At 43.7% G+C, this 17,723-nt stretch carries 14 protein-coding genes and 1 pseudogene; 7 read left to right on the forward strand and 8 right to left on the reverse strand.

The genetic code is table 11. From position 1 onward, the window contains the following. Positions 1–28 precede the first annotated feature (28 nt). The 6 genes from FQ082_RS08970 to FQ082_RS08995 form a co-directional block, all read right to left on the reverse strand. Positions 29–1,297: a putative DNA modification/repair radical SAM protein gene (locus tag FQ082_RS08970; RefSeq protein WP_133105335.1), complete on the reverse strand. Its 1,269-nt coding sequence runs from the start codon at positions 1,295–1,297 to the stop codon at positions 29–31. A gap of 412 nt (positions 1,298–1,709) precedes the next feature. Then, positions 1,710–2,654, reverse strand: coding sequence for a hypothetical protein (locus tag FQ082_RS08975; RefSeq protein WP_133105336.1), 945 nt, complete (start codon positions 2,652–2,654; stop codon positions 1,710–1,712). 387 nt (positions 2,655–3,041) lie between these two features. Then, on the reverse strand, positions 3,042–3,518 hold the full coding sequence (greA, locus tag FQ082_RS08980) for a transcription elongation factor GreA (RefSeq protein ID WP_011513174.1): 477 nt from the start codon (positions 3,516–3,518) through the stop codon (positions 3,042–3,044). Between the two features lie 352 nt (positions 3,519–3,870). Continuing rightward, positions 3,871–7,125 carry a carbamoyl-phosphate synthase large subunit gene (carB, locus tag FQ082_RS08985; RefSeq protein ID WP_149492837.1) on the reverse strand — a complete coding sequence of 1,085 codons (3,255 nt, stop codon included), beginning with the start codon at positions 7,123–7,125 and terminating at the stop codon, positions 3,871–3,873. Positions 7,126–7,269: 144 nt separating this feature from the next. Continuing rightward, a complete protein-coding gene (gene carA / locus FQ082_RS08990; protein ID WP_149492838.1) occupies positions 7,270–8,502 on the reverse strand; it encodes a glutamine-hydrolyzing carbamoyl-phosphate synthase small subunit in 1,233 nt (410 codons plus the stop codon). A 400-nt stretch (positions 8,503–8,902) separates the two neighbouring features. Then, entirely contained in the window at positions 8,903–9,472 is a 570-nt protein-coding gene (locus tag FQ082_RS08995; protein ID WP_149492839.1) for a phosphatase PAP2 family protein, read from the reverse strand. Positions 9,473–9,646: 174 nt separating this feature from the next. Between FQ082_RS08995 and FQ082_RS09000 the strand changes: the two genes are divergently transcribed. The 4 genes from FQ082_RS09000 to FQ082_RS09015 all read left to right on the forward strand — a co-directional run bounded on the left by FQ082_RS09000 (position 9,647) and on the right by FQ082_RS09015 (position 12,507). Further along, the gene (locus tag FQ082_RS09000) at positions 9,647–10,183 is read left to right on the forward strand and encodes a gamma carbonic anhydrase family protein (protein ID WP_020443115.1); all 537 of its coding nucleotides are present in this window, start codon (positions 9,647–9,649) and stop codon (positions 10,181–10,183) included. Positions 10,184–10,269: 86 nt separating this feature from the next. Further along, positions 10,270–10,977, forward strand: a complete 708-nt coding sequence (locus FQ082_RS09005) for an HAD family hydrolase (RefSeq protein WP_149492840.1) — start codon at positions 10,270–10,272, stop codon at positions 10,975–10,977. Between the two features lie 93 nt (positions 10,978–11,070). Next, a protein-coding gene (gene prfB / locus FQ082_RS09010) for a peptide chain release factor 2 (protein ID WP_149492841.1) occupies positions 11,071–12,166 on the forward strand; the annotation gives its coding sequence in 2 pieces (ribosomal slippage) (positions 11,071–11,142 and positions 11,144–12,166; 1,095 coding nt in all). 56 nt (positions 12,167–12,222) lie between these two features. Further along, a complete protein-coding gene (locus tag FQ082_RS09015; RefSeq protein WP_149492842.1) occupies positions 12,223–12,507 on the forward strand; it encodes a pyrimidine/purine nucleoside phosphorylase in 285 nt (94 codons plus the stop codon). Between the two features lie 113 nt (positions 12,508–12,620). Here FQ082_RS09015 and FQ082_RS09020 read toward each other — a convergent pair whose 3' ends face one another. Beyond that, the gene (locus tag FQ082_RS09020) at positions 12,621–13,097 is read right to left on the reverse strand and encodes a GNAT family N-acetyltransferase (RefSeq protein WP_149492843.1); all 477 of its coding nucleotides are present in this window, start codon (positions 13,095–13,097) and stop codon (positions 12,621–12,623) included. A 174-nt stretch (positions 13,098–13,271) separates the two neighbouring features. Between FQ082_RS09020 and FQ082_RS09025 the strand changes: the two genes are divergently transcribed. From FQ082_RS09025 to FQ082_RS09035, 3 genes are all read left to right on the forward strand, one after another. Then, a complete protein-coding gene (locus FQ082_RS09025) occupies positions 13,272–14,399 on the forward strand; it encodes a DNA topoisomerase IB (protein WP_149492844.1) in 1,128 nt (375 codons plus the stop codon). Positions 14,400–14,601: 202 nt separating this feature from the next. Further along, on the forward strand, positions 14,602–16,335 hold the full coding sequence (locus tag FQ082_RS09030) for an AMP-binding protein (protein ID WP_149492845.1): 1,734 nt from the start codon (positions 14,602–14,604) through the stop codon (positions 16,333–16,335). Positions 16,336–16,421: 86 nt separating this feature from the next. Further along, positions 16,422–17,213 (forward strand): SDR family NAD(P)-dependent oxidoreductase, encoded by a 792-nt coding sequence (locus FQ082_RS09035; protein ID WP_149492846.1) that lies wholly within the window; start codon positions 16,422–16,424, stop codon positions 17,211–17,213. A gap of 402 nt (positions 17,214–17,615) precedes the next feature. Here FQ082_RS09035 and FQ082_RS09040 read toward each other — a convergent pair. Beyond that, positions 17,616–17,723: pseudogene (locus FQ082_RS09040) on the reverse strand (IS1595 family transposase); the annotation flags it as partial.

The following is a 17,723-nucleotide window of genomic DNA, read 5'->3' on the forward strand; positions in this document are numbered from 1 at the left end:
GTAGCTAAATTATCAATAATTTTAATATTTAAAACAAAGCCAATTGCCCACTGCGTTGATCTTTAAATTTCGTCTGCGTTTGCGCCAGCACATATTGACGAAAGTTATCACGGGTTAAGTGTGCGAGATGCTCGTTTTTACCAGTAGTCGCAATGAAGTATTTGGCACGATTGACCGCCGCGCCCATTTTCTTCAAGTGATAAAGTGTCAGCTGATTAAACTTGCGGGCTTTGACTATTTTTTTAGCCGTTTTTGTACCGATACCGGGAATACGTACAATCATCTCATAACTTGCTGTTTGGATATTGACCGGAAAATGCTCACGGTGGCGGATTGCCCATGCTAACTTTGGGTCGCAGTCCAAATCTAAAAATGGCGAGTCCGGTTCAACGATTTCGTGCGCACCAAAACCATAAAAACGCATCAGCCAATCCGCTTGATAGAGACGATTTTCGCGTATCATTGGCACAGGCGTACCGATAGCTGGCAGGCGACTGTCAGATAGCATTGGCACATAGCCAGAATAGTAAACTCGTTTTAAATCATAGTGTTTATAAAAATGACTCGATAGCTGAATCACTTGCAAGTCGGTCTCGTTACTTGCGCCAACAATCATCTGGCTAGTCTGACCTGCAGGCACAAATTTCGGCGCTTTTTTATGCGTTTTACGGCTCTCACGAATGGTGATGATTTCTTCTTTGACCGTCTCCATCGGTGCTTTTAATTGTTCGTGAGATTTTTCTGGTGCCAGTAACGCCAATCCTGATTTAGTCGGAATCTCAATATTGACGCTTAAACGGTCAGCATATAATCCAGCTTCTAATAATAATTCTTTTGAGGCTCCGGGAATGGTCTTTAGATGAATATAACCATTAAAACGCTCACGGGTACGTAATATCTTAGCGACCTCAACCAGTCGCTCCATCGTATAGTCGCCACTTTTAAAAATACCTGAGCTAAGAAACAGGCCTTCGATATAATTACGGCGATAAAACTGCATGGTCAAATCCACCACTTCTTCGACACTAAAAGCGGCACGCGGGGTGTCATTGCTTTTGCGCGAGGTGCAATAAGCGCAATCGTATATACAATGATTGGTCAGCAGGATTTTCAGCAGGCTGACGCAGCGACCATCTTCGGTATAGCTGTGACAAATACCGGTTGCTGAGGCATCGCCAAGGCCACCGCCTTGGTTTTTCCGCGTACCAGCGGAGGATGAGCAAGAGACATCATATTTAGCAGCGTCCGCTAAAATATTGAGCTTACCTTGTAGTCGTTCATAATTGATGGTTGCCATAAGCGGTATTTACCATGTCAGTAATGAAAGACTATTTTAGCAAAATTAGCGTTAAGTCATTGTATTTATGAGTAAAATAGAAATCATAGACGACAACTGTTGTCGTCTATTCTGAGCTGCACTATACGATTATAAAAGCGCTTAAACTTGAAGCAATATAGTCAATGAAAAGTAATATCGATACATTGAGTACTGCTAGTATTAATTTTGCTTGCTTGCTTGCTTGCTGTGCCTAGGTAGACAGAGGCTGCAAAAAAATTATACTAGCAGTACCGTAACGTTTTTAAGGTGTTTTGACTATGGTTTATGAATAGCCACAAAAAAGGCCTTGCCGGCTAGAGACTTAGCAAACAAGACCTTTTATTAGTTTTAGTATTTCTTAAGTTTCAATACTATAACTTCACTGCCGTATTTATTGAACTTTAGCGCGTATCACGACAGTCTGTGCAGCTTTAGGACTAAGATTTACTAAGTTCCATTTAAGACCTGAGTAATTTTCTTTTACCACTACTGTATTGCCAACTTGTTGGATAGTTTGATAGCTATCGCCACCAGTGGTCGCAAGCGTTGGTAGTGGACTGTTCAATGACACCATTCTGACGCCATTTGGCAAAGAAACCATGGCATTGATATCAGTCACTGGTTGCGCTGTGGTATTGGTATAAACGGTATGATACTCAATCACATCACCAGGCGCGATATGGTTGGCAGGTACTGCAACTTCACGTCCATCGCTATTTTTCAGGATTTTCATGACCTTAGTTTGCGCATTGACCACATCAGGCGTACTAAAAGTTGGTTTGAGCTGCAAGGCTTCTATAGAAGTAATTGTTGTCACAGGGGTAGTGATCACCGGTGCATTGATTACTGACGTATTTATGACTGGCAGCTGAGTTGCTGTGGTTACAGGCAGTATTTGAGTCGTCGGTAATACTTGAGTGACAGTACTGGTTGGCACTGCGATGACATCAACACGACTGCTTTGATTGGTTATTTGGTTGGTCACCGGTACGCTAGTGACAGTCGCACTACCTTGAGTGACGACAGTATTACTAACACCATTACTGGCTACTTGGCGAACCACGTAGCGCGGTACATTGGTAACCTGCGTCACAGCAAACGGCATGCCATCTTGCATACCAATGCTATTAGGCGTAGCAGTAATGACAGCTGTTTTACCATCAGAATACTGCTCGACCACGGTGGTACTACCGCCCGTAGAAGGTAGAACGGTCACTTCAGTGGCGGCATTGGCAGCAGACATAGCCATAACAGTGCCTGCCAACAGTGCGGATACTGCCGTGAATGTAGCTGTTTTTTGCATCACAACGAATGAGCGATTAATACTGGTGGTCATAATAAAGTCCTTTAAAATGATAATAAGTAACACAAAAATAGAGAACACTTAAATAAGAAAGCCCAGATAAGAAAACCCCCGTTAATTGACGCTGCAGGGGAGGTCAAATAACGGGGGCAGCATTACTGATAATAGTAGTAAATAGCCAGACGATAAAAGCTATCTGTCAAACCGTCCTATCAAACTATTGATTTATCCGTGATTATTTTAATTAGTTGCTAAGCATACACTTAGCAATCTCAACTCAACAATTATGCGCTAAAACGAGTTAGGTAGAAAAGCAGCGTTGTGTAACTGCTATCCTATAAACGATGACTTTTTGTGTGGTTTACTTTATCTAATTTCTTAAGAAAGTTACTATTTGATTCACTACAAAAGACGACTATATTAATCGTAAATGACTTTCATAATTTCGTATTCAACCACACCTTTTGGGGTTTCAATACGTGCTTCATCGCCCTCAGATTTACCAATCAAACCACGCGCAATCGGTGAGTTAACAGAGATTTTACCGGCTTTGAAATCCGCTTCGTCGTCACCAACGATTTTGTACTGCTTTTCTTCTTCAGTGTCCATGTTTTCGATAACGACGCTGACGCCGAATATCACACGGCCATCTTTTGGTAACGTCGTAGGATCAATCACTTGCGCACCGCCAAGTTTGGCTTCGATATCACGGATACGAGCTTCACAAAATCCCTGCTGTTCACGCGCTGCATGATATTCAGCATTTTCTTTCAAATCACCATGTTCGCGTGCTTCAGCAATAGAGGCGGTGATGCGAGGACGGTCAATACTTTTTAACTGTTTTAATTCGGCTTCTAAAGCCGCATGTCCTTGCGGAGTCATGGGATAACGTTGCATGTTTTTTTCCTTAAACCAATAACACGGGCACCATCTCCTACTCTTAGTGAATAGTGAGATGGTGTCAGAGTTGTTGCAATGGGTATAAAATAAAAAAAGAATAATGATGCAGACAGCGTAACCAGTCAGGTCGCTATCATTCATTGATATCAATTCAATAATCTGGGTGTTTAAGCTTACGTAATAAAAAGCATAGTCGCAGTTTAGCCACTATGCTTTTTAGGTCTATCATTTAAATTTTATTTCAAGCATGGTCTACATTATTAAACGCTACACTATGCTCAAATAAGCTCCTAGGCAAGCCTAACGGTTATGCTTAATCTACTGAAATTATTCAGCCAAGTCAATAGAGCTATACAATAGACTTTGCTTGCTCATGTAAATCTTGTAATTTATACACCTCAAAAGGTAGGTCAATCGCATAAGATTTACAAACGGCATCTGCTGCGCCCAAAGTCGTGACGTAGAACACTTTACCTTGTAGCGCGCTACGACGGATAGAGAATGAATCCTCTTGTGCCTGCTTACCTTCAGTCGTGTTAATAATAATATCGATTTTGCCGTTTTTTAAGGCATCAACGATATGTGGGCGACCTTCGGTGACTTTGTTAATTTGCTTGCATTCAATACCATTGTCACTTAGTACTTTTTGCGTACCAGTAGTCGCTACAATGTTAAAGCCAAAGTCAATCAGCTGACGAGCGATAGGGGAAATTTGCTCTTTATCGCTATCACGTACTGAAATAAAGACCGTTTTGGTTTCACCTTCAGTTGGCAAACCGGGCAAACGCTCATTACTACCGATAACCGCTTTGTAGAATGCTTCGCCAAAGGTTTTGCCAACGCCCATCACTTCACCGGTTGATTTCATCTCAGGGCTCAAGATTGGGTCAACACCAGGGAATTTAGCGAATGGGAAGACCGCTTCTTTTACCGCATAGAATGCAGGAACGATTTCTTTCGTAAAGCCTTGGTCTTTGAGCGACGTGCCAGCCATACAGCGTGCTGCGATTTGTGCTAAAGAAGTGCCGATACATTTAGAGACAAACGGTACGGTGCGCGCGGCACGTGGATTGACTTCTAAGATGTAAACCGTTTCACCTTTTACCGCAAACTGGACGTTCATTAAGCCGACAACACCAAGCTCTTTTGCCATGGCGACGGTTTGTGCGCGCATCACGTCGCACAGCTCATCAGACAACGAGTAAGGCGGCAATGAGCATGCTGAGTCACCAGAGTGCACGCCCGCTTGTTCGATATGCTGCATAATACCGCCAATCACCACGTCTGTACCGTCGCTAACACAGTCAACATCGACTTCGATAGCATCGTCTAAGAAACGATCTAATAGTACCGGCGCTTCATTTGATGCTTGTACCGCAGTGCGCAAGTAGTGTCTTAATTCATCTTCGTTATAAACGATTTCCATCGCGCGGCCACCGAGTACATAGGATGGGCGTACAACCAGCGGATAGCCAACATCTTTTGCTTTGACCAAACCATCTTCTAAGCTAGTCGCCAAGGCATTGGTTGGTTGCACAAGATTCAACTGCTGAATCATATGCTGGAAGCGTTCGCGATCTTCAGCGCGGTCAATGGCATCAGGGCTCGTACCAATAATTTTGACGCCAGCAGCTTCAAGGGCGCGGGCGAGCTTCAATGGTGTTTGACCACCAAACTGCACAATCACGCCGTCAGGATTTTCGATACGGACAATTTCTAACACGTCTTCTAATGTGATTGGCTCGAAGTAGAGACGGTCAGAGGTGTCATAATCGGTTGAAACAGTTTCAGGGTTACAGTTAACCATGATGGTCTCGTAGCCGTCTTCGCGCATGGCAAGCGCCGCGTGTACGCAGCAATAGTCAAATTCGATACCTTGACCGATACGGTTAGGACCACCGCCGATAACCATGATTTTCTTGTTATCGGTAGGATTGGCTTCACATTCGCTATCGTATGTTGAGTACATATAAGCGGTGCTGGTAGCAAACTCTGCTGCACAAGTATCGACACGCTTATAAACTGGATAGACATTTAAGTCCCAACGTTTGGTACGTAGCTGCTTTTGTGAGACGCCAAGCAACTTAGCCAAACGCAAATCTGATAAGCCTTTACGCTTAAAGCCACGTAAATTATGCTCAGTTAAGCCGCCAAAACCTAACGCTTTAACTTGTGCTTCGGTTTTTACGATATCTTCGATTTGTACCAAGAACCATGGGTCGATTTTGGTTAGTTTGAAAACGTCATCGACGCTCATGCCAATACGGAAAGCATCCGCAATATAATAAATGCGCTCAGGCGTTGGAATGGTTAAGCGGTTGGTAATTTCGCTACGCGCTTTTTCAATACTTACTTTTGATAAGTCAATTTGCTCATCAAAACCATCATTGCCAGTTTCCATGCCGCGTAATGCTTTTTGCATCGACTCTTGGAAGTTACGACCAATCGCCATGACTTCACCAACTGACTTCATCTGGGTTGATAAAACACTATCGGCTTGTGGGAACTTTTCAAAGTTAAAACGAGGAATCTTAGTGACGACATAATCAAGCGCAGGCTCAAAGCTGGCTGGGGTTTTGCCGCCCGTAATGTCATTTTGCAATTCATCTAAGGTATAGCCAATTGCTAATTTTGCCGCAATTTTTGCAATCGGGAAGCCCGTCGCTTTTGAGGCCAATGCTGATGAACGTGATACGCGTGGGTTCATCTCGATGACGACCATACGACCGGTATCAGGGTTGATACCGAATTGCACGTTTGAGCCGCCCGTTTCAACACCAATCTCACGCAGTACTGCTAATGACGCATTACGCATGATTTGGTATTCTTTATCGGTCAATGTTTGTGCTGGTGCAACTGTGATAGAGTCGCCTGTGTGCACACCCATTGGGTCAAAGTTTTCAATGGCACAAATGATGATGCAGTTGTCGTTTTTGTCACGAACTACTTCCATCTCGTACTCTTTCCAACCGATGAGTGACTCATCGATAAGCAATTGATGGTTTGGTGATAAGTCAAAACCGCGCTCGCAAATCTCGATGAACTCATCGCGGTTATACGCGATACCGCCACCTGAACCGCCCATGGTAAATGAAGGGCGAATGATACACGGATAGCCCATTTTCTCTTGGGTCGCAAAGGCTTCTTCCATGGTTTCAGCGGTTTCAGCGCGTGGACACTCAAGACCAATACGCTTCATGGCTTTATCAAATAAGTTGCGGTCTTCCGCCATCTCAATTGAGTCTTTGGTCGCGCCAATCAGCTCACAGTTATACTTGGTCAAGACGCCGTGTTTGTCTAAATCTAAAGCACAGTTTAGTGCCGTCTGTCCGCCCATCGTTGGCAGGATGGCATCCGGACGTTCTTTAGCTATAATTTGTTCAACCGTTTGCCACGTAATTGGCTCAATATAGGTCGCATCAGCCATGACAGGGTCAGTCATGATGGTTGCAGGGTTTGAGTTGACCAAGATGACGCGGTAGCCTTCTTCTTTTAGCGCTTTACACGCCTGCGCGCCTGAGTAGTCAAACTCACATGCTTGGCCGATGACGATAGGGCCTGCGCCAATGATAAGAATGCTTTTTATGTCGGTACGTTTTGGCATAGTTAGGGCTACCTTCGTTTGAGTGATATTTTGAGTAATCTGCATTTTAACGATATGTTCAATAATGCTTATCGTGTCTGCTATGGTGCAGCTTGAATTACCATCTGTGCTTCAAGCTTTATACTTATTATTTATGGCTAGGTATTAAGCTTTCGCTGCTGCCATCATATCGGCAAATTTATCGAACAGTGGCGCAGCATCATGCGGACCAGGGCTGGCTTCTGGGTGACCTTGGAAGCTAAAGACTGGCTTATTGGTCAGCTCAATCCCTTGGTTGGTACCGTCAAATAATGAGCGATGGGTCGATTTAACATTGGCAGGAAGCGTGTCTTCATCAACCGCAAAACCATGGTTTTGACTGGTAATCATAACCGTGCCAGTTGCCAAGTCTTGCACTGGATGGTTAGCACCGTGATGACCGGTTTTCATTTTGATGGTTTTTGCACCGCTGGCAAGACCAATCAGCTGATGACCTAAGCAGATACCAAAGGTTGGAATGTCCGTTTCTTCAATGATATGACGTACCGCATCGATAGCGTAATCACAGGCAGCTGGATCGCCAGGACCATTTGATAGGAAGATACCATCTGGATTCATCGCCAGCACGTCTGCGATAGGCGTTTGTGCTGGCACGACAGTGACATGACAACCGCGGTCAACGAGCATACGTAGGATATTGGTTTTGCTACCGAAGTCATAGGCGACAACGTTGTATTTTGCTTCGACGTGCGTGCCCAAATGCTTAAAGAAGCCGCCTGTACCGCTATCATGGCTACCAGCTACATCACGGTTGAGTAGGGTGTCTGATAAATCCCAGCTACCGGCTGTCCATTCAAACGTCGTCGGTGTACAGCATTCTTTTGCCAAGTCCATACCTTCGATACCAGCAAATTCTTGCGCTAATTTAATCGCTTGCTGTTCATCTTCGCTGCTAATTGTTGTACCGTTAGAAGCGGTCATGATACAGCCGTTTTGCGCGCCTTTATCACGTAGTAGGCGGGTCAATTGACGGGTATCAATATCAGCAATGGCGACGGTATTATGGCTATGTAAATACTCACTCAGTGACTCTGAGTTGCGGAAGTTTGAGGTCACCATGGTCGCATCACGGATGATAAGACCTTCAGCCCATACTTGATGACCATTACCAGACTCGACATCTTCAGCGTTGGTGCCAGTATTGCCGATATGCGGATAGGTAAGCGTGACCAGTTGGCGTGCGTAACTTGGGTCAGTTAGGATTTCTTGGTACCCTGTCATGGCTGTATTAAATACCACCTCACCGACACGATGACCAAGACTACCGATACTCAAACCGCGAAAAATCGTACCGTCTGCTAGTGCCAAAATTGCTTGTATTTCTGCCGATGAATTCAAGGGTTGCCTCCGCTGTTATTAGTGAGTGCTGTGCTATTTTTTGGTTAAAATAAAGCGCTGCTTTTTTGATTATTGCTATTTAACTGCGGCTAAATAACCATAATAAAAGAGACAGCGCCAAAATTTTTCCACAAAAAAGCGAGAAGACATCATAGATGAAAAGGTACAGGATTCACTAAGGGGTGAATAAGTAACTTACATCATGTCCGCTCGCTTTGGCACAGATTTTGCGCATTATACTAGAGTTTTGCACTAAGGGCCAGCATCTTAAGCTGATGCTTGACTAATAAATTTAAGATGTTTCTTATTTAACCTTCAATCATGAGCAGCCATAGTAGATTTGGCTATAGGTAGTGACTAGGAGGTGATATAAATAGGTATGAAGACTAGGATTTATTGATCAAAAGTTATAATGTACTGATAAGCCATAATAATCTGGCGATAAGTTGGTGGCGATATGCAGCTGGTCATCTTGATAGCTTTTGGTCAGATACATACTGCTCGCCATACCTAAGGCAGCGCCTGCCAATACATCGACAGCGTCATGCTCATCGGCTTCAATGCGGCTATAAGCCACAAAACCCGCGCCAATATAGGCAGGAACACTATATTTTAGTCCATAGCGTTTATGAATAAAGCTGGCACCCTGAAAGGCTCTTGAGGTATGACCAGATGGATAAGAATCATCATCGCTGCCATCTGGGCGCTCTTTACTAATCACAGATTTTAGGGCATAAGTGACTGCAACATTGGTTGCAAATGAATAATAAAATTGCTCTCGTCCCTCTTTATCATCCATATAATAAGTGCTACCGTAAGCAACTGCTGGTATAGCGAAAGATAGAATGTCACCCGCCTTGTCGATATTATCGCTACTACTGGCGTGAGCTGGCATAGCGAAAAGCAAGCTGCTCGATAATAAAAAACTACTGGGTAATAAAATGATAGCGGAAGCGTTTTTGCTGATCATTGCGGCAATCCTAAAGAGGGTTTATAGGGCAGATGAAGGAAAACCGCATTATACTACAAATGCTTGCTCCTAAATTCAGCGCTCACATATTTACAGGTCAGTTTTATATTCGATATCTGTCTCAACTACATTTATTAATAATAACAACTGAATAAAACCTATCAAGGATAGAGTATGATTTATCAATATTTAGACAAAGTGCCTACATTCGCTGTACCCTTTAATGGTTGGGTTGCAGACTCAGCACGCGTGATAGGCGACGTGTATTTGGGTCATCAGTCAAGCGTCTGGTTTGGGGCAGTGATTCGTGGCGACAATGAACGCATCCAGATCGGTGACTATACTAACGTGCAAGAAAACAGTGTTATTCATACTGATGCTGGTATCGAGGTAAAAATCGGTAATCATGTCACCATTGGTCATTTAGCGATGCTGCATGGCTGCGAAGTCGGGGATAATAGCTTGATCGGCATTGGTGCTGTCATTTTGAATAATGCCAAAATCGGCAAAAACTGTATTATCGGTGCCAAAGCCTTGGTCACCGAAGGCAAAGAGATACCAGATAATTCTCTCGTTGTGGGCGCGCCTGCAACAGTGGTCAAAACCTTGACTGATGAACAGGCAGTCATGATGAAACTGTCAGCGTTACATTATAGCGATCGTTGTCAGAAGTTTAAAACGGGTCTTAGAGAGATTGAGCAACCAGAATAAATTGCTAATGAACAATCACTAATCAACAGTTACTAACGACCGATTACTATTAATTATTATCAATTGTCATTAATGAGTATTTTATTATGAGCACGCCAAGCATTGTCAGCCAGACTGTCTCACGCACCTTAGCACTATTTGATTTAGACCATACTTTGCTCGATGTCGATAGCGACTACTTATGGGGCGAATATATCGTCAAGCATAATCTTGTCGACGAAGCCGAGTATCGCACTGCCAACCAGAAATTTTATAATGATTATATCGAAGGTACGCTTGATGCGACGGAATATAACGAATTTGTGGCACAGTTTTTAAGCAGCTTACCAATGGATAGGTTGCATGAGCTGCGAGAAGACTATATAAAAAGTGAGATTGAGCCGCACATCCGCCCAAAAGCGATGGAAGTCCTGTGTCAGCATGTTGAAGCAGGTCACGATGTGGTGATTATTTCGGCGACCAATGACTTTGTCGTTTCGGCGATTGCTAAGCGCTTTGGGATTGAAGACGGCAATGTGCTCTCAACGCCACTTGAAATAAAAGATGAGCGCTATACGGGTAAATTGACCGATAAGCCAAACTTTAAAGAAGGTAAAATTTATCATTTGGATAAATGGATTGGCAAACGGCAACTGACAGGTATTAATTTTGACAAGACTTATGCGTATTCAGACTCCAAAAATGATATTCCTTTACTAGAGTGGGCAGATGTGGCGATTTGTGTATCACCTGATGATGCGCTACATGCTCATGCGTTGTCGCATCGCTGGGCGGTTGAGGATTGGTCAATTTAAAAGATGAAAATAGCGGCTAAAATTAGCCAAACATTTCACCCAAATCTCATTTAAAATAGCGCCATCGTATTTTTAAAACAGACAGGAACCCTTATGGAAATCAATCCGTATCAAGAACGTATTAAAGACTTATCTGAGCGTGGGCAGGACTTGCGGAGGTATCTTTGACTTCGATGGTAAGCAAGAACGCTTAGAAGAAGTCAATTTAGAGTTAGAAAATCCCGAGCTATGGAATGATCCAGAGCGTGCGACTAAGATTAATAAAGAAAAAAGTCAGCTTGATGGTGTGATAGATGTGGTGGTGTCGCTTGAAACCACATTGGAAGATGCATCTGCCATGCTGGAGCTGGCGGTAGAAGCAGAGGATGAATCCTTGCTGGCAGATGTGCAAGCCGAATTAGACAACGCTGAAAAGCGCGTTGCCGATTTAGAGTTTCGCCGGATGTTTAGCGGTGAGATGGACCCAAATAATTGCTACTTGGACATCCAGTCAGGTAGTGGAGGTACAGAGGCGCAAGATTGGGCAGAAATGCTACTGCGTATGTATACGCGCTGGGCGGAAGCGCATAGCTTTAAAGTTGAAGTGATTGAAGTATCATCAGGTAGTGTCGCTGGTATCAAGTCGGCCACGATTGAGATTAAAGGGGACTATGCCTTTGGTTGGTTACGTACCGAAATCGGCGTCCATCGCTTAGTGCGTAAATCACCATTTGATAGCAATAACGGTCGTCATACCTCGTTTGCTGCCGTTTTTGTGTCGCCTGAAATTGATGATAATATCGAGATTGATATCAATCCAGCAGATTTGCGCATTGATACTTATCGCTCATCGGGGGCTGGTGGTCAGCATGTGAACACGACTGATTCTGCGGTACGTATCACCCACGAGCCAAGCGGCGTAGTGGTCACTTGTCAGAACGAGCGTAGCCAACATGGTAACAAAGCCACTGCGATGAAAATGCTACGTGCTAAGCTGTATGAGCTAGAAATGCAAAAACGTATGGAATCACAGCAAGCGGTTGAAGATGGTAAATCTGACGTCGGCTGGGGCAGTCAAATTCGCTCGTACGTACTTGATGACTCTCGTATCAAAGACTTGCGTACCGGTGTTGAAACCTTTAACACTGGTGCGGTACTCGATGGCGACCTCGATCAATTTATCGAAGCGAGCCTAAAAGCTGGACTGTAAAAATAGAATATGAAGACAGATTTAAAATATCAACCAACACTTAATTAAGGAAAATTATGCCAAGCGTTAATAATTATTTTGAAAACAAAGTGACTTCTATTGCCTTTCAAACCGCAACTAAGCCTGCTACTGTCGGTGTAATGGAAATTGGTGAATACGAATTTGGCACCAGCGAATTTGAAACCATGTCAGTCGTTAGCGGTACCTTGACGGTCAAGCTGCCAGAGAGTGATGAGTGGCAGACTTTTAATGCTGGCGAGCAATTTACCATTGATGCCAACCAAAAGTTTCAAGTAAAAGTGGAAGTTGAGTCTGCTTATTTATGTACTTACGGTAAATAGCCATTTCCCATATGAGTACAGTCGTCAAAAAAACGCCAAGTTGATGCTTGGCGTTTTTTTATGAGTACTTTATTCTCCGACTAATTTCAAACAATAAAACAAGCTAATACAATCTATAAGTTCTTAAGGTATTGCACCATATCTGTTTGAGTGGCGATTGTGTCATACAGTTTGCGCGCTGTGGTGTTTCCCTCTTGGGTTGTCCAATAAACGCGGTTGCAGTTTTGCTGGCGGGCAAACTCATAAACCTGTTCAATCAATGCACGTCCTACGCCTTGCCCTCGCACAGATTGATTCACGTATAAATCCTCTAAGTAGCAGCATTCAGTGCTATTCCAAGTATTGGGGTGTAGCACCACATGCGTGATACCTACCAACTTGTTGTCTTGCCAAGCACCAAAACCATAAATCGGCACATTACTATCGAGCAAACTGTGCCACGTTGCATTCGTCGTTTCTAATGGCAAGCTGCTCTCATAAAACGTCAGATAGCTTTGCCATAGGCTTAACCAAGCATCGTAATCACTTTTAGATAATGGCATTATTTTTAAAGAGCCATTAGTTGGGTTTATAGGAGTGGCGTTTGTCATATTAATGGTGTCTTTAGTCAGTTTGTCTTAAATTATGCCGTAGCGCCCAAAATCTACAAGCCATTTATCGGTTTTATTTTACACAGCATTACACATTGTCCATGTCAAGTACACAGCAATGATAATGGCGGTTGATTATGCTAAAACAACGATATTAGCAAATGAGTATTTTTTATGGCGAAGTCAAATCAACCAACCAATGCACAAGATGTGCGCCATGATTATGAGCATTTGGCGAGCCTCGCAAACTTACGTTATGTCAGCGATACCGATCCTGGATATGGGCGTCGGCGTTCTGGGCGTGGCTTTACTTATCGAGATGCCACTGGCAAAACGGTCAAAGATAAAGCCTTGCGTCAGCGCTTTGATGCTTTGGTCATACCGCCGATGTGGTCAGAGGTTTGGATATGCCAAGATGATAAAGGACATCTACAATCGACAGGTCGAGATGATAAAGCGCGTAAGCAGTATTTATATCATTCAGAGTGGGATCGGGTACGTGACCAAGCCAAGTTTAATGCCATGATAGGTTTTGCTGAAGCATTGCCCAATCTGCGTGCGCAAGTTGAAAAAGATTTAGAAGCCAAACCCTTATCACGTGACAATGTGTTGGCAGCAGTGGTCAAACTACTTGAGACCACCTTGATTCGTATCGGCAATAGTCGCTACGCCAAGCTCAATAAAAGTTATGGTTTAAGCACGTTACGCAGTAAGCATGTCAGCGAAACGGATACTGGACTGGCATTTGACTTTGTCGGTAAAAGTGCCAAAGAGCATCATATAGAATTGCAAGATGAACGTTTGATTGACATCATCCAAGCGTGCTCTGAGCTGCCCGGTTATCAAGTATTCAAATACTTAAATGAAGAGGGCAATAAGCAAGTCGTTGATAGCGCTGATATCAATGATTATCTGCGTACGCATACCTGTGGTAATGAGTGCGAAAGTTATAGCGGCAATTTATACAGTGCAAAAGACTTTCGTACTTGGATGGCAAGTGTATTGGCAGCAAGCTACCTTTATGATGAGCTGCAAACCAAATCTGGTAAATTGATTTTAGCCACTGCGCCTGATAGTAAGGAGCGCCAGCAACTGGTGACCGATATGGTAAAAAGCGTCGCCGATGAGCTCGGCAATACCCCAACGGTCTGCCGATCCTCTTATATCAATCCTATTATTATCCAGCAGTTTTTAGCAGGGGAGTTTTTTGAGCTTTATAAACAAGCGCGCCGTGGACGTACCAAACGGCATCAAAGCTGTGAAGAAAAGGCGTTACTTGGGTTTTTGAGCGCGCGACAGTAAACCATTACTAAGTAACTGTTTTTAGAGAATAATAAAAATGATACGTTATGTATTGAAATAAGTATAAAAATACGTTACTAATAGAGCATGTGCCATTTAAGATGTTTAAATGGTTGATCAAATATAGCTGTTTTACGATTTATTCTATTATTTCTAACTCTCTGATTTTGTCAGTGATTCTCTATTGCTAAAGGATTAGCTTATGAATACCTCTCCTTCAAGTACTACCTCTTTAAACACCCCTTCAAATCATGCTGTAAATACCTCACAGACGCTAACGAGTTATAGTGACTATTATCATAATTTTGATATGAACGCATTACTGACAGAGATATTTGGTGAAAATGTAGATGACCGTTTAAACGCCTATATGGCGTGCTGTGGTCGTCATGTACGTGACGGTCGCGGTGATAATATCGCGCTAGTTCATGAAGATACGGCTGGCAATGTCACGCGTAAGAGCTTTGCTGAGCTTGATAAAGCAAGTGCACAGGTTGCCAGTTTACTACTTTCTTATGGCGTGCAAGCGGGTGACCAAGTAGCGACCATGCTACCGCGTACCCCTGAGCTGCTCACCATTGTACTCGCGACTTGGCGGATTGGCGCAGTCTATCAACCGCTGTTTACCGCCTTTGGTTATGATTCGATTAAGTATCGAATGGACAAAGCTAATACTAAAGTTGTTTTTACCAATCAAGACAATCGTGGCAAGTTTGACGACTTGGCCAAGCAAACTAAAATGGTGTTGGTTGGTAGCAAAGTAGATGCGCAAAGCTGGGGTGATGATAACTATGCTGACAAGACATCAGAGCAGCCACAAACTATAGAACCAGTGTTACTAAATACCGATGCACCATTTTTACAGATGTTTACCTCAGGTACGGTTGGTAAGTCAAAAGGCGTTAGTGTGCCACTAAGCGCACTTTCGGCTTTTTATCTGTACATGCGTTATGCAATTGACCTGCGCGCGGATGACAACTACTGGAATATGGCAGATCCAGGCTGGGCGTATGGGTTATATTACGCGATTACTGGGCCATTATTATTAGGTATTACTACCTATTTTAATGAAGCAGGCTTCGATGCTGCCAATACCCGCGACTTTATGGTACGCCATAAAATTAGCAATTTGGCGTCCTCGCCAACTGCATTTCGTATGATGAAATCGAGTGGCGTGTTTGAAGCTGCTCACAATGATAATAGTAATGATAATGAGGCTAAACTATCACTGCGCTGTGCCAATTCAGCAGGCGAAACCTTGAATACCGAAGTCGTCAACTGGGTGGAAACTTATCTAAACTGCAAAGTGTGCGATCAGTATGGGCAGACCGAAACGGGCATGACCTGCTGCGAGCACCATGCGTTAGCTCATGAATGTCCAGTTGGCTCGATGGGCATGGCGCTACCGGGGCATACACTCGTTGTGTTAGATGATGATATGAACATATTACCTGACGGCGAGCAAGGACAGCTTGCCGTAGTGGTCAGTCAATCGCCCGCGTTTTATTTCCGCGGTTATAGTTGGAATGAGAAAGATGCCTTTGCTGATGATTACTATTTAACCGGCGATGTGGTCGAGCGCCATAGCGATGGCAGCTATTGGTTTTCTGGACGTGATGATGACATTATCATTACAGCAGGCTACCGCGTAGGGCCTACGGATGTGGAAAACACCGTGCTTGAGCATGAGGCAGTCGTAGAATCCGCCGCCGTTGGCGTGCCAGATGAAGTGCGCGGTCATACGATTAAGTCTTATGTGGTGCTAAAGGACGGTATCGAGGGGACGGACGAGATTGCTAAAGAGATTCAAGACTTGGTCCGCAGACGTCTTTCAACTCATGCTTACCCGCGTGAGGTTGAATTTGTCGATGCGTTACCAAAAACACCAAGCGGTAAGATTCAGCGCTTTTTGCTGCGTAGTTTGTCTGCTGCATAAATACTTCAAAGTCTTAATAGCATTTGAAGATAATAAAATAGTTAGCCTATAAAAATAGTAATAAAACATCAATTAAAGGAAAAATTATGCAAATTGAACAACACAGCTTTTTGGTCACGGGCGGTGCGTCAGGTCTGGGTGAGTCGGTAGTGCGTGCTATCGTGGCTCAAGGCGGCAAGGTTGTCATCGCTGATCTTAATGAGTCGACGGGGCAAGCATTGGTCGATGAATTGGGTGACCATGCTCGTTTTGTGCGCTGTGATGTGACCAGTGGCGATGAGGTGCAAGCGGCTGTTGATATGGCTGAAAGCGACTTTGGCGGCTTACAAGGTTCTATCAACTGTGCAGGTATCGCTGTTGTACAGAAGCTCTTAGATCGTGAAAACAATCCGGCAGATCTCGATGCTTTTAGTCGCGGCGTCAATATCAATCTTGTTGGTTCTTTTAATGTTGCGCGTTTGGTGGCAGCCAGTATTGCGAAGCGTGTAGCTAATGCCAATAACGCAGACAGCTCCGTAGAGAAGAACGCTGACAACGGCATCATTATTAATACGGCTTCTATCGCTGCCTTTGATGGGCAAGTCGGACAAGGGAGTTATGCTTCATCTAAAGCTGGCGTCGTTGGTATGATGTTGCCGCTCGCACGTGAGCTGACTCGTCATGGTATCCGTGTCATGACTATCGCGCCTGGGGTATTTGCAACGCCTATGATGCAAAGTCTGCCTGAAAAGGCGCGCGAGCAATTAGAGGCTGCGATACCGTATCCTAATCGCTTGGGTAATCCTAATGAGTTTGCCAAATTGGTCATGCACATCATTGATAATGCCTATCTCAATGGCGAAGTGATTCGTTTGGATGGCGCGATTCGTATGGTGTAATAGAATTCTAAGAATTTAATGTCGCAGTTTTAAGTTTCATTCGTACAACTCGCACAATGCTTGTCATGGTTTTTTGCTATAGTTGATCCACTTTTAAAAGAGTACGGAACTACTGGGGTTCATTATTCGCAGCCTCTGTCTGCGTAGGCACAGCAAGCAAGAAAAATTAACCCCAGTAGTGATTGATAATATTTGTATTTTTTTTGTTAAGGACAGACTATAGCTTATAGATAATAATTTTATTTATTAATAATAAGAAGTAATACCATGCCATTTTTTCGTGCAGATTTTAGTCAGTATCTTGTTTGGTTAGTAAGCGCAATAAGTCTTAGCCTTGTGACTCTCATGAGTACCAATGCCGCGTCAAACATACACAATAATTCAAGGGGCTGTCCTAGATAACTAGTTCAGTTCCTGTTTAACCCATTGTTTCAGCTGATGTAATTGACGTTTTGGATCACTGTAGTTAAAACGCCACTCACATTCCTTTAAAAACAGATGGAAATGCTC

This window comes from Psychrobacter sp. ANT_H56B, from assembly GCF_008369245.1.
Taxonomy (GTDB): domain Bacteria; phylum Pseudomonadota; class Gammaproteobacteria; order Pseudomonadales; family Moraxellaceae; genus Psychrobacter; species Psychrobacter cryohalolentis.